We start from the raw sequence: 18,702 nt of genomic DNA on the forward strand, positions 1-18,702 counted from the left end.
AAGACCCCGGGCGGCACCCGCCCGGGGTCTGTCACCGACGCGACGTGCGGCGGATCTTTAGGAGTGGACCGGCCGCGACGGCTCCTCGGCGGCCTTGATGGTCGTCGCCGCGCCCGTGGGCCACACGGCCGCGCAGTGCGTGCCCGCCGGAGGGACCTTCAACGCGGTCAGGTACGTCTCGATGTACCCCTTCGCGCACGGGCTGTTGCGGTAGTCGCCGTGTCCGACCCCGTCGTACTGCAGGAGCCGGGCGCTCGGGATCTGCTTCGCCACCGCCGTGCTCCACACGTGCGGCGTGGCCACGTCGTACTTGCTGGCCGTGACCAGGATCGGGGTGGAGGTCCGGACCGACAGCCGGTGCTGCGGGTTCGTCACCTTCGACGGCCAGCCGAGGCAGCTCGTGATGTCACTCCAGAACTGCGACATCCGCGTGTGCGGCGCGATCTTCGCCAGGCTCTTCCGGTAGCGCTGCAGCTCCGAGTAGCCGCTCACCTGCCACTTCCAGTCCTGACACCAGATCGCCTGGTAGGAGTTCTCGCCCAGGTCCGCGTGGGCGGGCCGGGCAGGCGACGCGAGCGTACGCGCCGTGGGGTTCCCGTTCGCCAGGGCCGCGAGCCGGGTCGCGAGTGCCGCCCAGCGTTCCCCGGGCCGGTACATGGGGCTGAACGCCACATCGCGCAGCGCGTTCGCGTCGATCTTGGCGCCGTTCGCCGGATCGGTCAGGGTGCCCTTCTCGGCCTTGGCGTACAGACCGTCCCACAGCGCCCGTACGTCCTTGCCGTGCAGCGCGCAGCCGCTCGTACGGGCGCACCAGTCGGCGAACGCGTTGAACGACGACTCGAAGTCACGGGTCGCCGTCTCCAGGTACCGGTACGCCGACGTGATGCTGTGGTCCATGTTGGAGTCGATCGTCATCGCGCGGACGCGTCCGGGGAACCGCTCGGCGTACTGCTGGCCGATCTGCGTCCCGTAGGAACCGCCGAGGTAACTGAGCTTGCGTTCGCCCAGCGCGGCGCGGATCGCGTCCATGTCCCGGATGGTGCTGACCGTGTCGACGTGGTCGAACAACGGTCCGGTGTGGGCGCGGCAGTCCGCGCCGAGTTCCGCGTTGTAGGCCAGCAGGCTCTTGTACGCCGCCGCGCTGTTCGGGAAGTCGGTCGGCGCCTTGCCGAGCAGGTCCTGGCTGCACTGCACCGGGTGGCTGCGCTCGACGCCGCGCGGATCCCAGCTGACGATGTCGAAGCGCTGGCGCAGGACGTTGTCGTCCTTGAAGAACCCGCCGGTCATGTAGTAGTCGATGCCGGACACGCCCGGGCCGCCGGGGTTGACGAGCAGCACCCCGATCCGGTGCTTCGGGTCGAGGGCGGGCAGCCGGCCGACGGCCAGGTCGAACGTCGTGCCCTTCGGCTTCGCCCAGTCGACCGGCACCTTGATCGTCGTGCAGTCGGACTTCTGGGTACCGCCGCAGTCGTGCCACGACAGGCTCGCCGGTTTCGCCGTCGTCGTTTCGGCGGTCGCGGGAGTGGCCACCATTGCCGTGGCACCGGCGATCAGGGCGGCCATCGCCGCCGTCATTCTTCGCACCCGTTTGTCTCCTGACTGTGGGGGGATCAGCGGAGCCGTCGGACGGGACGGCGCGATCGCGAACGAAGATGATCTTAGTGAGATGGCCGACAGACGGGGGCAAGACGGATCTTTCACCGGTGGCGCGCGGGGCTCACGCCGTTCCCTTTCCTGCTGCTGACGTTGTCGTGACCGGAATCGATCGGCTCTCTCAGTGACCGCACGAGAGCATGGGGTGCGCATACGTCGTCCCGTCGCATCGTCCGTGCGGCTTGTCTCGTAGGGAGCCTGATCGTCATGTGGCCGAGAACGCGAAAGACCCGGTCTCGTGCGGTGCCGCGCGCGATGGTCGCCGCTGTGACCATGCTGACGTGCGTCGCCCCCGGTCCGGCGTTCGCCGCTCCGTCGGTCCAGGGAAGTCGCTATGGCCTTCCGATGCCGATTCCACTCGTCCGGCTTTCCGGCATCACCGCGGTCTCCGCTGGTGTCGACTTCGCGCTGGCGCTGCGCACCGACGGCACGGTCGTCGGCTGGGGAAAGGACGATTTCGGCCAGGCCAGCTTCGCGCGACGGCTGCATGGCATCACGGCCATCTCCGCCGGGCTCGACTTCGCGGTGGCGCTGCGCACTGACGGCACGGTCGTCGGCTGGGGGCGCGACGAGTTCGGCCAGGCCAGCCCACCGCGCTGGCTGACGGGCGTCCGGGGGATCTCGGCCGGCGGCGACTTCGCCCTGGCGGTGCGCTGGGACGGCACCGTCGTGGGCTGGGGCGGCGACGAGTTCCGCCAGGTCAGCTCGGGCAACCGGCTCTCGGGGATCACAGCGGTCTCCGCCGGCGGCGACTTCGGCCTCGCGCTGCGCACCGACGGCACCGTGGCCGGCTTCGGCAATGACCAGTTCGGCAAGTCGAGCCTGACGCGCCGGTTGTTCGGGATCACGCAGATCTCCACCGGCAACAACTTCGCCGTGGCACTCCGGTCGGACGGCACGGTCGCGGCGTGGGGCGGCGACGAGTTTCGTCAGGTCACCTCCGCCCGCAGGGTCTTCGGAATCCGGCAGGTGTCCGCCAGCGCCGGGTTCGTGAACGCGGTGCGGTGGGACGGCACCGTGGTCGGCTGGGGCCGGGACGAGTTCGGCCAGGCGAGCCCGCCGCGCTGGCTGCACGGTGTCATCGAGGTCTCCTCGGGCAACGATTTCGTGCTCGCCCTGCGGGCCGACGGCACCGTCGTCGAATACGGTCACGTCGTCCTGCCGGGCCACGGTCGAGGCGACGCCGGCTAGAACTCGAACTCTGGCTCGGGAACGGCCTCTGGCCCGGGCACGGGCGCCTGACCCGGGCGCCGACAGGGCGCCGGGGCGGTCGGGCGGTGGAGAGACCGGGCCGTCAGGCGGCGGCGGGCACGGGGGCGGGCCCGGAAGCGGGCGTCGGCGCCGCCGCACGCCGGGCGATCCGGGGGGCCAGGGCTCCGACCCCCAGGGCGGCCGCAGTGCCGGCGATCGCGCTGAACCACCACACCACGGCGGGCCCGCCGGACGCGTAGACGCCGGTCCCCACGGACAGGGCGGTGAACCGGGCGATGCCCCAGGTCCACTGGAAGGCGCCCTGGTAGCGGCCACGAGCGTCCTCCGGGGCCAGGCCCGCCACGATCGCGCCGGGGACCCCGCCGACCATCGCCTCGCCGGCCGACCACAGCACGACCGTCCCCGCGTACGCCCAGAGACCGTGGGCGACTCCCGTCAGGGCGATGCCCACCGCCACCAGCACACTGCCGGCCACGTACACCGGGATCTGCGGGAACCGGGACAGGGCGTGCAGCGCGACCGGCTGCAGGACCACCACCAGGATCGCGTTGAGCGTGGCCATCACGCCGAGCGTGGCAGGGGACAACCCGTCGTCGCGGATCGCCAGCGGCAGGCACACCTCGGTCAGCGAGTAGATCGCCAGGGCGGTGCCGAACAGGGGGAGCAGCGCCCGCATCAGGGGATCGCGCAGGACCACTCCGTATCCCGCGCCGCTCTCGGATCCGCTGGAACGCGCGCCGCCGCGGCCGCCGGGGAGCAGCGCCATCACGATGACGGCGTACGCCAGTGAGGTCGCCGCGTCCACCGCGAACAGCAGCCAGTATCCGTGCGCGGCCAGGAACCCGCCGAGCACCCCGGCGACCGCCGTCCCGATGTTGACCGCCCAGTGGAACAGCGAGAAGGCCGCGCGGCGCTGCTCGCTCCCCACCGCGTCCGTCATCAGCGCGCCGGCGGCCGGTGAGACCATCGTGGCCGCGCCGCTGAGGAGCGCGGCCGCGAGCGCCAGCGTGACCAGGCCGGGCGCCGCGAACAGCAGTCCCTGGGCGAGTGCGGTGCCGACCAGGCCGACCAGCATCGTGGGACGCCGCCCCACGCGATCGGCCGACAGACCCCCGACCATCGGGCCGATCAGGTTGCCGGCCCCGAGTGCCCCCAGGACGTACGGCGCCTGCGCCGTGGAGATGCCGCGCGAGCCGAGATAGAAGACGAGGAACGGCGTGACGACGTACCCCAGCCGGTTGACGATGGTGCCGGCGAAGATGATCCAGGCGGTGCGGGGCAACCCGCTGAACGTGGACAACATGGGGGGAATCCTGCGCCTGGGCCTACAATCAGGGCCATTGATTAAGCCTGGACCGAATCCATGGAGGGGCCGTGCTGTCCGAACTGGCCTTCTCGACGGAGGACCTGGCACTGACCCGCTTCGCGGCCTCCCCGATGTGGGAGGTCGTCACGAGCTTCCGTCTCCTGGCCACGGCCTCCGCGCATCCTGTCCACCGCCCCTGGCTGGATCAGGTACGGCCGCGGGCGGCCGCCGCCGGACTCGACCGGGGCTGGCTGGCCCGGCTGATCCCGCGCTCCGGCTACCTCCCCGACTTCCTCACCCCGCCCGCCGGTGAGCCGGCCCCGGACCTCGCCACCGAACTGGCCGCCATCCGCGCGACCCCCGCCGACCGGGTCCGCGCCGACCTCGACGTTCTCGGCAGGGACGGCCCTCGCCACCGGGCCCTGCGCGCGGACCCGGAGACCCGCCTGGGCGAGCTCTGCGAGGAGATCCAGACCTACTGGGACGTCGCGCTCGCCCCGTACTGGGCCAAGATCCGCGCACTGCTGGACGCGGACGTCTTCCACCGCGCCCGCCAGGTCGCCGAACGCGGCACCGGCTACCTGTTCAACGAGCTGCACTCGACCCTGAGCTGGGACGACAACACCCTGCGCATGGTCCGCCGCCACTGCGGCATCTCACGGGAGACCGCCGGGCGCGGCCTGCTGCTCGTTCCCTCCGCCTTCGCCGACAAGGTCTACACCTGGTCCTCCCCGCCGGAGCCACCCCAACTCGCCTACCCGGCCCGGGGCACCGGCACCCTGTGGGAGCACCGCCCCGTGACGCGTGCCGAGGCCATCGCCGCCGTCCTGGGCCGGTCACGGACCCTCCTGCTGACCGAACTGGCGGCCCCGGCCTCCACGACCGAACTCGCCCGCCGTACCGGCATCTCCGCCGCCGGCGTCTCCCAGCACCTCACCGCGCTGCGCGACGCGGGCATGGTCAGCGCCCACCGCGCCGGCCGCTCGGTCCTCTACGCCCGCACGGCGATCGCCGAATCCCTCCTCGGCACGGCCGCCTGACGCTCACCACGGTCAGGAGACCTTCTCCACCGAGGGGACGTGGGTCACCTGGTTCCAGGTGAACCGGTACTCGGCGCCGCCGGCCGGGACGCTGAGCTTCAGGTTGTCGCCACCGGCGGCGCCGCCCGCGCCGTAGTTCTCGTTCCACGAGTCGTTGATGGCGATCTTCCACTCGTAGTCGCCGGCGGGCAGCGTGAAGGTGCCGTGCCACTGGCCGTCGGTCGTGTCGAAGGCCAGACGGCTGCTCGCGCAGGCCGGGTCCCAGTCACTGCCGCAGCCGGCCTCCGTCTGCAGCGACCCGGCCAGCGTCACGTGGTCGCGCGCCGGCTTCGGCTCGGCCGTCGTCACCGTGATCGGCGCGCTGGTGACCGGCCGCGAGCCGCGCTCGAGGAGGATGGCGCGGTACCCCACCCGCGTGCCCAGCGGCAGCTTCGCGACGTCGTCCGTGACGGTGTAGGCCGGGGAGGAGGTGTCCGTGCCCAGGTCCTCCCAGGCGCCACCGCCGACGCTGCGCTGGAACCTCACCGACTGCGTCGCCCGCTCGGGGTCGACGTTCGCCTGGACGGTCACGGGGTCGATGCTGGTCACGGTCCCGCCGTCCGTGGGGGCGGTCACGGTCACCGACGGCGCCGGGACGGCCGTCGGCCGCTCGTCGCTCCAGCGGGTGTGACCGGCGTTGTCGAGCACGACCGCCCGATAGCGCAGCGGGGTACCGGTCCGATACCCGCTGGTGTCGTGGAACACCTGGTACGGAGCCGAGTCGTCGGTGCCGATCGCCTGCCACGGACCGTTGCCGACCTTGACCTGGAAGGTGACCTCGTTGAACAAGGACCCGGCGACGTTCGCGGCGACGCGCATCCGGCCGTGGGACACGTCCGCCGGCGCAGGGGCGTCGAGCCGGATGGCCGGGGCGGCCTTCGACGCGGGGAGCCGGCCGTCCGCGAGGTACACCACCGCGGACAGCGGCGGCACCGTCACCTCGAGGGTCCGGTCGCCCTTGCCGCGCAGCGTGGCCGCGCCGGTGCCGTACACCTTCGTGAAGCCGCGGTCACCGGCGTACGTGGGGATGGCGGCCGTCTGCGCCGTCGTGCCGTTGTTGAGCGCGACGACGTACTCGCGCTGCTCCTTGCGGTCGATGCGGGAGAACGCGAAGACGCCCGGCCCGTCGGAGGCGTAGCGCACCTGCTCGGCGCCGTTCCGCAGGGCGGGGTGCTGCCTGGTGATCGCGGCGAGGGCGGTGATCGTACGGTAGAGCGGGTGGCCGGTGTTGAAATTGTCGACCGCGTGCGTCGAGTCGGTCCCGAGCAGGTCGTCCTTGAGGTACTCCGGCACCTTGCTGGCGAACATCGTCTGCCGGGCCAGCTGGTCCCCGCCCGTACCCGTGAAGCCCTGCTCGTCGCCGTAGTAGACGACCGGGTTGCCGCGTGAGAAGTACATCAGCTCGTGCGCGAGCCTGTCGCGGGCGACCAGTTCCGCGTCCTTCGCGCCCGGGTTGTCGCTGCTGAGGAAGTAGCCGATGCGTCCCATGTCGTGGTTGCCGAGGAAGGTCGGCAGTTCGTACACGTTGGAGTCCGCGTCGGTGTACCAGTCGTCATTCTGGAAGAACCGCGCCAGCGCGGCGTTGCCCCGGCTCCGCGACGCGAAGTTCCGCGCGGCGTCCTGGAACGGGAAGTCGAGCACCGCCTGCATCTTGTCGTGCGTCGTGTAGTGCGAGGTGAAGCTCTTCGCCGCGTCGTCGCTGCCGTCGAGGGCGACCTCGCCGAACATGAAGAAGTCCGGCTTGCCGTGCGCCCGCGCGTACCGCACGATGCCCGGCCCGAATGTCTGCCAGAACTCGTCATTGACGTGCTTCATCGTGTCGATGCGGAAGCCGTCGATCCCGAAGTCCTTGATCCACGTCTCGTAGACGTCCATGAACCCGCGGACGACGCGCGGGTTCTCGGTCATCAGGTCGTCGAGCCCGAAGAAGTCGCCGTACTGCGAGTCCTCGCCGGTGAAGGTCGTGTTGCCGCGGTTGTGGTACAGCGTCACGTCGTTGAGCCACGCCGGCACCTTGAGGTTCTTCTCGCCGTCGTCGAGCACCGGCGTGTACGGGAACGACGTGTTCGGGTCCAGCTTCGGGAAGGTGGAGGTGCCCGCGTAGTCGCGGTCGTCGAACGGCTTCCCGCCGGCCGTGCGGTACGGCCGCTGGTCCTTGGAGACGTACGCCGTGCGCGCCCCCTGCTTGTACCCGATCACGTCCGCGGTGTGGTTGGTGATGATGTCGAAGTAGACCTTCATGCCGCGTTTGTGCGCGGCATTCACCAGCGCGGCCAGGTCGTCGTTCGTGCCGAGGTGCGGGTCGATTTTCGTGAAGTCGGTGATCCAGTAGCCGTGGTAGCCCGCGGAGGGGCCGTCCTCCAGCTGGACCGCCTTGTTCTTGAAGCTGGGGGTCAGCCAGATCGCGTTGGTCCCGAGCCCCTGGATGTAGTCGAGCTTCGAGGCGATCCCCTTGAGGTCACCGCCGTTGTAGAAGCCCTTGTTGGTGGGGTCGAACCCGGAGACCAGCCGGTCGTCGCCCAGCCCACCGGTGTCGTTGGCCGTGTCGCCGTTCTTGAAGCGGTCGGCCATCACGAAGTAGAAGTTCTCGTTCGTGGCCGGACCGCGAAGCGAGTGCAGGGCTCCGCCCTTGGAAGGGGCGGGTTCGGCGTTCGCCGGCAGGGCCGTCGACGACACCGCCAGGCCGAGCGTGGCCGCGAAGGCGGCGAGGGCGGTGCGTACCGAGTTGCGCATCGTGCGGACTCCTGGCTCGTGGCTCGCCAAGACCGTAGTTCACCGTACGCCCCGGCGGAAGATCCTCTTCTTCGCCGAGGAGGATGCTCGTCGGCCGCCTGTCGGCGGCAGACGCCCGTTCTGATCCGAGATCAGGCGCCGAACATCGCGGCGGCCTACAGCTCGCCGCCCCTACCGCGCCGCCAACTACGCGTCCTGAGGTGGCGGACGAACGTACGACCTTGGGCCCGGCGGCTCAGGAGCGTTCGTAGAAGCCGTCGAGGCGACCGCGGGCGAGGACGTGACCGGCGGCGGCAAGCACGTCGCGCGGCTTGGCGGAGTCCAGGGCGGCGCCGCTCGATCCCACGGTGACCGGCTTGGCGAGGGCGAAGAGCTGGAAGACGTACCGGTGCGGGCCGTGTCCCTTGATCGGTGCTGGGCCGAGGTAGCCATGGCCCATGCCCGAACGCAGTAGGTGAACACCGCCGGAGGGGTTCTTGGCGTCGAGCGCCCCTTGGGCGAGGCCGGTGGCCGAGGGGTCGATCAGGGCGACGCAGTGGACGAACGGCGCGGCGGTGGGCGCATCTGGGTCCTCGATGACCAGCAGTAGCTGTGCGGTGCCCTCAGGTACCGGGGACCAGGCCAAGGCCGGAGAGAGGTCCTTGCCGCCGGCTCGCTTCGCGGCGTGCGCGGTCGGGATCGTCTCCTCGTGCTCGAAGTCCGGGCTGCTCAGCGCCAGCGTGTCCGCTCCGGCCAGGTTCGGTGAGTTCCAGGCGAGGCCCGCTTGCCCGGCCCGCCGATTCTTCAGCAACTTGCCAACGACTGCCATGGGTTTCTCCTTGTCGGGATGGCGCCTGGGTGGGTCAGAGCCGCCGGGTGTCGGCGGTGGCGAGCAGGGGCGCGGCGAAGCGGCAGATCTCCTCGGCCGCGTCGAACTCCTGGGTGGTCGGCTCGGCCCACTCCGGCCGGGTCGGCGCGCCGGGCCAGGTGTGGCCGCCTCCGAACACCGTCCAGGCAACGACGCGGGTTCCGCCGACGCCACCCTTCGCCGTGGTGCGGCTCGAAAGCTCGGTGGTGTGTGTCTCGCCTGGTCCGGGCGGGCATCGGTCGATGGCACGCCAGCGCTCGGCCGTCTCCTGCAGCGACAGCGTGCGGCCGCGCAGTTCGCCGTCCGGTCCGCGGTGCCGGGAGTACCCGCCGTCGATCGGCGCGATCCTGTCGGCCGTGCCGTGAATCAGCATCGCCGACACGGCGTGCGTCGGCTGAAGGTCGTGCAGGGCGGCGGGCAGCCCGCCGGCGATGGCCGCCAGCACCGCCACCTGGTCGCTCGCCTCCAGCGCCAGCCGGTGGGCCATGAACGCGCCGCCCGAGATTCCCGCCACCACGGCCCGATCCGGCGATGTGCCGTACCGGCCGGCCGACCAGTCGATGATCGCGCGAAGGAAGGCGACGTCGTCCACACCCGCCGCGTCGGTCGGCGAGACACCACGGCCGTCCGCCCAGCGCCCCTCGTAAGCGTCGGGGTAGGCGATCGGCAGACCCCACGTGTCCGCTTGCTCGTCGAAGGTGGTCCACTCGCGCATCAGCCATCCGCCGGCGTCCGGATGGTTGCCGTGAAGTGCGAGCACAAGCGGCGCCTGCCGGTCATCCGGCGCTGCTTGCGGCAGCCGGATCGTGAAGGTGCGCTCCCTCCCGCCGATCCTCAGCTCGCCAGCGACCAGATGGCCATCGCTCACCATGCGTCTGCTCCCGGAAACGATATGCGCAACTTGCCTGCGCAGTTTTGCTGTACTTTAACAGGCATGGGGGAGGGAAGGCGGCAAGCATGCGAGAAGACGCGGCAGCCATCGGCGGGGAGGTGGTCGGCGGACCGGACCCGGCGGCGATCGCCGATGAGCTGCAGTTCCTGGTCGGCGCGCTGGTCCGGCAGGTGAGAGCGGCATCGCCGTCCCGCGAAGTGACGCTGTCGCAGGTCTCGATCCTCAAACGGCTCGACCGTGAGGGCCCGCACGCCGTGGCCGACCTGGCCCGGCTAGACAAGATCACTCACCAGTCGGTCGCGGTGTCCGTGGCCGGCCTGGTCGACCGAGGGCTCGTGCTGCGCGTCCCGGACGCCCACGATGGGCGACGCAAGCTGCTGGTGATCACGGACGAGGGCAAGCGCCTGCTGACCGAACGCCAGGAGGCGGGCCACGAAAACCTCACCGACGCGATCGCCGGTCGGCTCAGCGACGCCGAGAGGGCGCAACTTACCGGAGCACTCGTGCTGCTCCGCCGGCTGCTCGACTGAAAAGCGTTCTCCGAGCCGACGGATCGCCGCAGGTCTGCTATGCGATCTGGCTTATCTCCACAAAACCGACATGCCGAATTCATCGCCTATGACCTATTCGCGCAGGTGATGGTGAGTTGCCATTGGCTGAGCCCCAGCACCCCCGCTGGGCCGAGCCGATGGAGACCCGATGCGCATCCGCACCGCCGCCGCCAGCTTCACCACACTCGCCGTGACCGCCGGTTGCGTGGTCGTCGGGTTCGGCGCGGGAACCGCCCAGGCCAGCACCTGCTCCCAGTCCTACCTGCCGCTGCCGGATTCCTCCTGCACGCCCGGCTCCTACAACCCCGACGTCACGCAGTCCACCATCGACAGCACCATTTGCGTGTCCGGCTGGACCGCCACGGTCCGGCCGCCGACCTCCTACACCAATCCGCTCAAGGCCCAGGGCATCATCGACTACGGGTACTCCGACACCACCATGTCCGACTACGAGGAAGACCACCTGGTCCCCCTCGAACTCGGCGGCGCGCCCCGGGACCCGCGCAACTTGTGGCCCGAGCCCCACTACGGCACCAAGACCGCCTACACCAAGGACGGCACCGAGACCAAGCTCAAGAACGCCGTCTGCGCCGGCACCATCACCTTGTCCGCCGCCCGAAGCGCCATCAAGAACAACTGGACCACAGCACTTCAGGTCACCGGGATCGGTTGATCACCGAGCCTGCTGTTCGTACGGCCCCGCCGCCTCGAGCCCCTCTCCATCGTTCTTCGTCAGCCCGGGTCTGTCTCAGTGACGCGGCCGTCTGTGAGGTGCAGACGGCGGGTGGTGTGCACCGCGTCGATCATCCGGCGATCGTGGGTCACCAGCAGCAGGGTGCCGGGGTAGGAGTCGAGCGCGGACTCCAGCTGTTCGATCGCCGCCAGGTCGAGATGGTTGGTCGGCTCGTCCAGAACGAGCAGGTTCACGCCCCGCGCCTGCAGCAACGCAAGGGCCGCCCGGGTGCGCTCACCAGGGGACAGCGTCGCCGCGGGGCGGGTCACATGCGCGGCGCGTAGCCCGAACTTCGCCAGCAGGGTACGGATCTCGGCCGGCGGCAGGTCGGGAACCTCCGCGCCGAAGGCATCCAGCAGGGCGCCCTCGCCGAGGAACAGGGCCCGCGCCTGGTCGACCTCTCCGATGACCACACCCGGGCCGAGCGCGGCGTGGCCTTCGGTGAGAACGGCCCGGCCCAGCAGTGCCGACAGAAGTGTCGACTTGCCGGCCCCGTTGGCTCCGGTGATCGCGACACGTTCGGCCCAGCCGATCTGCAGATCGACGGGGCCCAGAGTGAAGTCTCCGAGCCGCAGCACCGCGGAGCGCAGGGTCGCCACCACGGCACCGGCACGTGGCGCGGCGGCGATCTCCATCCGTAGTTCCCACTCCTTGCGGGGTTCCTCGACCGCGTCGAGGCGTTCGAGTGCGCGCTCGGTCTGGCGGACCTTGGAGGCCTGCTTCTCACTCGCGTCGGCACGGAAGTTCCGGCCGACCTTGTCGTTGTCTCCGCCGCCCGCGCCGCGGGCCTTCTTCCTGGCGTTCCTGACGCCCTTGGCGGCCCAGTCCCGTTGCGTCCGGCCGCGCTCCTCGAGCGTGGCGACCTTACCGGCGTACTCCTCGTAGTCGGCGCGGGCGTGCCTGCGGGCGACCTCACGCTCGGCCAGGTACGCCGCGTAACCACCGCCGTAGACGTTCACCTGCTGCTGGGCCAGGTCCAGCTCCACCACCCGGGTGACCGTCCGGTCCAGGAACTCGCGGTCGTGGCTGACCAGCACCGTGCCGGCCCGCAGGCTCGTGACGAACCGCTCCAGGCGCTCCAGCCCGTCGAGATCCAGATCGTTGGTGGGCTCGTCGAGCAGAAAGATGTCATAGCGGCTGAGCAGCAGCGACGCCATTCCCGCGCGGGCCGCCTGTCCGCCGGACAACGAGGTCATCGGCTGATCGAGGCCGGCCCCCAGGCCCAGCTCGGCGGCCGCCTCACCGGCCCGGTCCTCAAGATCGGCGCCGCCCAGGGCCAGCCATCGCTCCAGAGCGTGGGAGTAGTCGTCATCGGCCCCCTCGCGCCCATCGACCAGGCCCTCGGTCGCGTCGTCCAGCTCCCGCTGAGCCTGCGCCACCCCGGTACGCCGGGCAAGGAAACCGATCACCGTCTCACCGTCGCGCCGCTCCCGCTCCTGCGGCAGGTAGCCGACGGCCGCCGACGACGGGCTGAGCGTCACGGAGCCGCTCTCGGGGGCGAGCAGGCCCCCGAGAGTCCGCAGCAGGGTGGACTTCCCCGCGCCGTTGACCCCGACCAGCCCGACGACTTCTTCAGGGGAGACGACCAGGTCGAGCCCGGAGAACAGGGCGCGGTCACCGTGCCCGGCAGCGAGTTCCTTAGCGACAAGCGTTGCGGTCATAGACCGCCAACGCTATCCCGCCGCAGATGGATCCTGTCCCGTTCGAAGATCAGGGACGACCTCTGGGGTGCCGGCGGTGAGTGTGCCGAGGGCCACGCCTGCCCCCGAGCCACCGTCCGTCGATCCGGCCACGATGATCGCAGACGCGGCGGCGTTCAGCGCGGAATCACCCAGCCCGGCGCCCAGGTCCCGGCGGCGTCGTGGCCGGCGGCTGTGGCGGCGAGGTGGGCGCGGAGGGTGGCCAGCGCTGGGTGCGGGTTGTCGCGGTGCCAGAGGAGCGAGTGCGGGTAGACGGGCGTCGGGTCGGTCACCGGGATGCGGCGCAGGCCGTGGCCGGCGGGCCAGATGAGGCGGGTCGGCTCGCCCATGAAGGTGGCCAGGGCCGGGGTGTCGGCGATGGTGTCGAGGAGCGCGTCGGAGCCGAAATTGGGCCCGGTCGCCTCGATGGTGAGGCCGAACTCGGCGACGAGGTCGTCGTAGTAGGCGGCCCACTCGGTACCGGGGACGATGCCGGGCATCCAGATCCGGTGCCCGGCGAGCTGAGCGAGGGTCACCGACCGGGCGCCCGCCAGCATGTGGGCGGGGCCGGTGAGGAGCTGGAGTGGCTCGTCGAGCACCCAGACGGACTCGATGTCCTCGGGAAGGGGCCGGCCGGGTACGGCGACGGCGCGGAAGGACGCGTCGATCGCACCGGACCGAATGGCGGCGACGGCCGTCTCGATGTCGAACAGCATCACCACGTCGAGCTCGATGTCGGGGTGCGCGCGGTGGAAGCCGCGCATCAGGCCCGACGGCGCGCTGCGCGAGGCGATCACGTCGACGCGCAGCGGACGGCGGCCGGGGCGCACGGACGCGACCGCGCGCTCGGCGACGCGCAGCAGCTCGCGCGCATGGGGCAGGAACGCCTGCCCATCGATGGTGAGCTCGGCGCCGCGCGCGGTGCGGGTGAACAGCCGCACGCCGAGGTTGCTCTCCAGCGCGGCGATGCGCTTGGAGACGGCCTGCTGGGTGACCGCCAGCTCGGCGGCGGCCTCCTGGAACTGCCCCGCGTCGGCGGCGGCGACGAAGGTCCGGACGGTGCCGAGGTCCATGCCGAGACCCTATGGACACAACCGTTGGTTGTGGCCGGCGGCCCTGCGGTTGTTTGATCCCCGGGTATGGCGCTCGCTTTGATGTTCCCGATCGCGGATCGGTTGTGCGGGTGAGCGGCGAGGGGCGTGGGGCATGAGGAGCGGGCACCGGCTGGGACATCTGCTCGGACATCGGCTGGGGTGGCGGTTCGGGTGGCTCTGGGGAGCGTACGGGACCAGCGCGCTCGGCACGTGGCTCGCCTTCGGCGCGTTCCCGCTGATCGCCATCCGGGTGCTGCACGCCGGACCGGCCGAGGTCGCCGCGCTCTCCTCCGTGGGGGCCGCGGTGGGCGCGGCCGTGGCGGTGCCGCTCGGCCCGTGGGTGGAGTTCCGCCGCAAGCGGCCGGTGCTGATCGCGATGGACCTGGTGCGGTTCGCGGCGCTGCTGACGGTCCCCGCCGCGTTCGCGCTCGGCGTGCTCACCTTCCTTCAGCTCCTGCTGGTCTCGGTCGTCGTCGCGGCGGCCGACATCACCTTCCGCGCCGCCTCCGGCGCGTACGTGAAGACGCTGCTGCCGGCCGATGACCTGCTCGTCGCCAACGCCCGATTCGAGTCCACGGCCTGGACGACCACGATCATCGGACCGCCGCTCGGCGGCGCGATGATCGGGCTCCTCAGTCCGGTGGCGACGGTGGTGGCCGACGCGGTCAGCTACCTGCTCTCGGCCCTGGGCATCCGTGCGACGGGCGGGCACGAGCCGCGGCCCGAGCGCCGGGAGGCCGCGCGCATGCGGGCCGGGGACCTGCTCGACGGCTGGCGGTACATCCTCGCCGACGCAACGCTGCGTCCGCTGTTCTTCAACACCGCCTTGTTCAACGGCCTGGTGATGGCCGCCCAGCCGCTGATGGCCGTCCTCATGCTCGGCCGACTCGGGTTCACACCATGGCAGTACGGCCTTGCCTTCGCCGCGCCCTCGATCGGCGGGCTGCTCGGTTCGCGGCTGGCCAGACCGCTCGTCACCCGGTTCGGGCAGCACCACGTCCTGGTCGTGGTCGGGGCGCTGCGCGCGCTCTGGCCCATCGGCCTGGCCTTCCTGGGGCCGGGCACCGGAGGGCTGCTCCTGGTGATGGGCGTCGAGCTCGGGCTCATCTTCTGCTGCGGGGTCTTCAACCCCGTCTACGCCACATACCGCCTCGAGCGCACCGCGACCGACCGGGTCGCCCGCACGCTGTCCGCCTGGGCCGTGACGACCAAGGCCTCGACCGCGCTCCTGACGGCCGTCTGGGGCGTGCTCGGCGGCCTGCTCGGCCCGCGTACGGCCATCGGCCTGGCCGGCGTGCTCCTGCTGGCGACCCCGCTGCTGCTTCCCCGGCACGACCACACGCCGCGGCACGAGCCGGAACTGGCCCGTAGCCACACATGACACACCGCAACTCGCCACTGAAGCCCGCAGGCCTCAGCTGGTCCGCCGATGCGCGTCCGCGCCGACCAGGCACCACCAAGCAAGGAGAACACTCGCGTGACACTCCCGGCTCCTCGCCGACAGCGCCGCAGACCTGCTCGCCATTCTCGCCACGTATATGCGGGATGACCACACGAACCAGTCCCCGCATTCACTTTCGGTTGCTCAGGCGAAATCAGTTGGCGGGCATGCCGAACCAGCGGGAGAGGTGGTCGTCCAGGTCCTGCTGATCGTCGCCGATCCAGGCGACGTGGCCGTCGGGGCGTAGCAGGACGCACGGAACATCCAGTACCGCAGTGGGATCCGCGAGGTAATCGACCCGGTCCGACCAGCCGCCGACGGTCAGGCGTTCGGTGCGGTCCAGCAGCAGGCCGCGGCCGCGATGCAGCAGACCGTAGAGGTGGCCCTGTTTCACGTCGATGTCGCGCAGGCGGCGGCCGAGCAGGTCGGGGCCTTCGCCGAAGTCGTAGCGGATGCCGATCGCGGTGATCTTCTCGATCAGATAGCGGTTCACCTCGTCGAAGTCCATCAGTTCGGCGAGCAGTCTGCGCACGGCCTGTGGGCCTGGTTCGGTGGACAGCAGTTCCATCTGGGCGCGGGTGTTGTCCAGCACGTCCTCGGCGACCGGATGACGTTCGGCCTGGTAGGTGTCCAGCAATGTTTCCGGCGCCCAGCCGCGGATCTGTGCGGCCAGTTTCCAGCCGAGGTTGAACGCGTCCTGAACGCCCAGGTTGAGGCCCTGACCGCCGGCGGGTGGATGGACGTGCGCCGCATCGCCGGCCAGCAGCACCCGCCCGACCCGATAATGCTCGGCCAGCCGGGTGGCATCCCCGAAGCGGGACAACCAGCGCGGGGAGTGCACGCCGAAATCGGTTCCGGCGATGGTGCGCAACTGTTGTTTGAAATCCTCGAGGGTGGGCGGTTCTGCGCGATCGCTGACTCCCGCGACGGGGACTACGACGCGATAGACCCCTTCGCCGAAGGACCTGAGCCAGAATCGCTTATTGGTCTCGCGGATTTCGGTCACCTTGGCGGCGATCTCCTCCTGCGGCACACCCACTTCCATCTCGCCCATCAGCGTCTCGGTCCGCGAGGGCTCGCCGGGGAAGCCGACGCCGAGCAGTTTGCGCACCGTACTGCGCCCGCCGTCACAGCCGACGAGGTAGCGCGAACGCAACTGTTCCCCGTCGGCCAGCTCGACGGTCACACCCTCGTCGTCCTGCTCGAAACCGGCGACCGCACAACCGCGCCGGACCTGCGCACCCAGTTCGATCGCATGTTCTTCGAGCAGGTGATCGATGACCGGCTGCGGGATGCCCAGTACATAGGCGTGCGCGGAATCCAGGCCCTCGGGCGCGGGTTTGGTGATGCCGGCGAAGATACCGCCGACCGGACGCTGTCTTCCGCGTTCGATAAAGCGATCCAGCAGTCCGCGCATCGCCATCAGCTCGATACTGCGAATATGCAGAGCGTTTGCGCGGACGAACGACACGGGCTCGGTTTCCTTCTCCAGAACGAGTACCCGCACATCGTGCAGCCGCAGTTCGGCGGCCAGCATCGCACCGGTCGGCCCGCATCCGGCAATGATCACATCGAACATGAGGGGCGCGCGATCGGCGCCGGAGGCCGGCGACCAGAGAACTCCGGGTACGTCGCCCACGGTGAAGTCGCGCTCGGTCATGCCGTTCGACGACGACTCGGCGGTGAACTGCAGAGAGTGCATGGGTGTTGCCTTTCGGGAGTGCCTTGTTGTCGAGGCGCTCCCGGCGACACCTACGTCAATCGCCCGACCGTGACGGGAAGGGGGAGCACCCACATCGATACAGCGTTCATGGGTCTCACCTCCTCGGGCGGTGTCACAGTCAACTGCAAGCTACAAGCCCGAGCATCATCCCGTCCAATCCTTTCCCAGCCACGTGATCACGATTCCGAACGGGCCCGTGCGGTTGCAGGGCGAATCCGGCGTGGCGGCCCGGCTGGTCCCGGTCACGGTCGACGGTCTGATCCTGGCTGCCCCCGAGGCGGACCGGATCTCGGTAGGCGCTGCCCTGATGAGGTTCGCTCGTGGCCACTACACGAACCGGTCGTAGGCGAGCTTGACGACCAGCGCGATGGCGCGCTGATCGTGATCCGAAGGGCGAACGGCCGTCTCATCGCGGCTGTCGTCACAAGAAAGCCCCGAGACGCGCTGTTGGCTCCTGATCGCGACGATGTGTCACTAGTTCAGCCGAGCACTCCTGAGGGAACTCAGCGCCTCGGCGCGAGCGATGATGATCAGGCGTTTCCGGTGGCGGTGTTCCGGTTCGTTGTGGAAGTCCTGTGCCGTGGTCTGGGCTGAGTGCTTTCGGTACAGCATGCTCGGTGTGCTGATGAAGTATCCGTCGCTGACTGCGTTTGCGGCGATTATGAGGCCCGTGTCCTCTGATGTGTCCAAGGCCATCCAGCCGCCCAGTGCGAGCAATAGGTCGCGCCTAATGCACAGGGTCCCGGGAACGACCGGGAGCATCCAGTCATGCTCGCGCCAGAACCGGAGTACTTCGCCGCGTTCGATGATGCCCTCTTCCGGTTCGCCGTGCTCCCATCTCTTGGTATCACCGTTTGGAAGTAGATCGAGTGCGCGTGAGGTCGTCCAGCCGATTTGAGGATTGTTCGTCAGGATCTCGATGTCATGTGAAAGCGCGCCAGGAAGAAGGCGGTCATCGGCATCGAGGTTACGTACTAGCTCGCCGGCGGCCCGAGTAAGGGCAGTAGTGCGGGCTACGCCGGGCCCGTAGGGCCGGGCGGTGCTGCCGAAGCTGATGCGTTCGTCGTGTGGAAGCGTTGCGTTGGCTTCGCCGCCATCGCCGTCTTGTTGCACGACCCATTGCCATGTCCATCCGTCCGGGAGTTCTTGCCCCAACAGGGACGCGTACGCCTCGGAGAGGAACGTTAGGTTGGGTTCGTGTACGGGAGTGACTACCGTAATGACGTGCGTCATCGCTTCCAGGGCTCCAGTTTGGTTTCTCTCTGCCGAGGTAGACGGTGGGGGACGTATGCCGGTGGCTGTCGACGACTGCCGTCGTTGCCGTCACCGTTGCCGTCAGCCGCAGCATCCTTGGCCTGGGCGAACCAGTGTCGGACGTCCGTGTCTGACTACTCTGTCATGCATCCTCAGGGAGACGGCCACCAGCTGATCCGTAGCAAGATCAAGGATGTCCAGGACCGTCTGCAGCCGTCCATTGACCTGCTTCCGAACGGCTGCGGCGTCCACGCTTCGTCAAATCCGGCAAGCAAAAGTGACCTACAACACGTATAGCCCCCCGGATTTGAGCTGCCGGCACTCTGCTGCGGAAACACATCCGAGGGGCCGGCCCGCAGAGGCCGCACGCCCGGCCCGAGGGCGGGCCGCAAGCGAGCCAACGGTGACGGAGACCGTCTACCGCAAGCAGATACGGCCGGTGATTCAGGACGGAGCCGCCGCGGTGAACGAGATCTTCTCAACGAGGCGGTGACCGATTCTGTGA

General features: G+C 69.8%; 14 protein-coding genes. 5 read left to right on the top strand and 9 right to left on the bottom strand.

Annotated elements, in window-relative coordinates; translation table 11 throughout:
* Positions 1-57: 57 nt before the first annotated feature.
* The gene (locus NE236_RS29410; protein ID WP_252845531.1) at positions 58-1,575 is read right to left on the bottom strand and encodes an alpha/beta hydrolase; all 1,518 of its coding nucleotides are present in this window, start codon (positions 1,573-1,575) and stop codon (positions 58-60) included.
* A gap of 423 nt (positions 1,576-1,998) precedes the next feature.
* On the opposite strand from NE236_RS29410, the gene NE236_RS29415 reads away from it, so the two are divergent.
* Positions 1,999-2,844, top strand: coding sequence for an RCC1 domain-containing protein (locus tag NE236_RS29415; RefSeq protein ID WP_252845436.1), 846 nt, complete (start codon positions 1,999-2,001; stop codon positions 2,842-2,844).
* Positions 2,845-2,947: 103 nt separating this feature from the next.
* Here NE236_RS29415 and NE236_RS29420 read toward each other — a convergent pair whose 3' ends face one another.
* The gene (locus tag NE236_RS29420; protein WP_252845437.1) at positions 2,948-4,168 is read right to left on the bottom strand and encodes an MFS transporter; all 1,221 of its coding nucleotides are present in this window, start codon (positions 4,166-4,168) and stop codon (positions 2,948-2,950) included.
* Between the two features lie 71 nt (positions 4,169-4,239).
* Here NE236_RS29420 and NE236_RS29425 point away from each other — a divergent pair, with 71 nt between their 5' ends.
* Complete coding sequence (locus NE236_RS29425) at positions 4,240-5,211, top strand: ArsR/SmtB family transcription factor (RefSeq protein WP_252845438.1); 972 nt, start codon at positions 4,240-4,242, stop codon at positions 5,209-5,211.
* Between the two features lie 12 nt (positions 5,212-5,223).
* Here NE236_RS29425 and NE236_RS29430 read toward each other — a convergent pair whose 3' ends face one another.
* The 3 genes from NE236_RS29430 to NE236_RS29440 all read right to left on the bottom strand — a co-directional run bounded on the left by NE236_RS29430 (position 5,224) and on the right by NE236_RS29440 (position 9,701).
* Entirely contained in the window at positions 5,224-7,983 is a 2,760-nt protein-coding gene (locus tag NE236_RS29430) for an alpha-amylase family glycosyl hydrolase (RefSeq protein WP_252845439.1), read from the bottom strand.
* Positions 7,984-8,218: 235 nt separating this feature from the next.
* A complete protein-coding gene (locus NE236_RS29435) occupies positions 8,219-8,791 on the bottom strand; it encodes a YbhB/YbcL family Raf kinase inhibitor-like protein (RefSeq protein ID WP_252845440.1) in 573 nt (190 codons plus the stop codon).
* Positions 8,792-8,825: 34 nt separating this feature from the next.
* A complete protein-coding gene (locus NE236_RS29440; RefSeq protein WP_252845441.1) occupies positions 8,826-9,701 on the bottom strand; it encodes a CE1 family esterase in 876 nt (291 codons plus the stop codon).
* 86 nt (positions 9,702-9,787) lie between these two features.
* Between NE236_RS29440 and NE236_RS29445 the strand changes: the two genes are divergently transcribed.
* Both NE236_RS29445 and NE236_RS29450 read left to right on the top strand, forming a co-directional pair.
* Positions 9,788-10,252 (top strand): MarR family winged helix-turn-helix transcriptional regulator, encoded by a 465-nt coding sequence (locus tag NE236_RS29445; protein WP_252845442.1) that lies wholly within the window; start codon positions 9,788-9,790, stop codon positions 10,250-10,252.
* A gap of 169 nt (positions 10,253-10,421) precedes the next feature.
* Entirely contained in the window at positions 10,422-10,946 is a 525-nt protein-coding gene (locus tag NE236_RS29450; RefSeq protein ID WP_252845443.1) for a hypothetical protein, read from the top strand.
* Positions 10,947-11,005: 59 nt separating this feature from the next.
* Here the strand turns inward: NE236_RS29450 and NE236_RS29455 are convergent, their stop codons facing one another.
* On the bottom strand, positions 11,006-12,667 hold the full coding sequence (locus NE236_RS29455) for an ABC-F family ATP-binding cassette domain-containing protein (protein ID WP_252845444.1): 1,662 nt from the start codon (positions 12,665-12,667) through the stop codon (positions 11,006-11,008).
* A gap of 155 nt (positions 12,668-12,822) precedes the next feature.
* Positions 12,823-13,758 (bottom strand): LysR family transcriptional regulator, encoded by a 936-nt coding sequence (locus NE236_RS29460; protein WP_252845445.1) that lies wholly within the window; start codon positions 13,756-13,758, stop codon positions 12,823-12,825.
* A 133-nt stretch (positions 13,759-13,891) separates the two neighbouring features.
* Between NE236_RS29460 and NE236_RS29465 the strand changes: the two genes are divergently transcribed.
* Entirely contained in the window at positions 13,892-15,160 is a 1,269-nt protein-coding gene (locus NE236_RS29465) for an MFS transporter (protein ID WP_252845446.1), read from the top strand.
* A gap of 214 nt (positions 15,161-15,374) precedes the next feature.
* Here NE236_RS29465 and rox read toward each other — a convergent pair whose 3' ends face one another.
* Both rox and NE236_RS29475 read right to left on the bottom strand, forming a co-directional pair.
* On the bottom strand, positions 15,375-16,799 hold the full coding sequence (gene rox, locus NE236_RS29470) for a rifampin monooxygenase (protein WP_252845532.1): 1,425 nt from the start codon (positions 16,797-16,799) through the stop codon (positions 15,375-15,377).
* Between the two features lie 618 nt (positions 16,800-17,417).
* Positions 17,418-18,176 (bottom strand): glycosyltransferase family 2 protein, encoded by a 759-nt coding sequence (locus NE236_RS29475; RefSeq protein ID WP_252845447.1) that lies wholly within the window; start codon positions 18,174-18,176, stop codon positions 17,418-17,420.
* Positions 18,177-18,702: the final 526 nt, after the last annotated feature.

Origin of the sequence: Actinoallomurus purpureus (assembly GCF_024055795.1) — a bacterium.
GTDB lineage: Bacteria > Actinomycetota > Actinomycetes > Streptosporangiales > Streptosporangiaceae > Actinoallomurus > Actinoallomurus purpureus.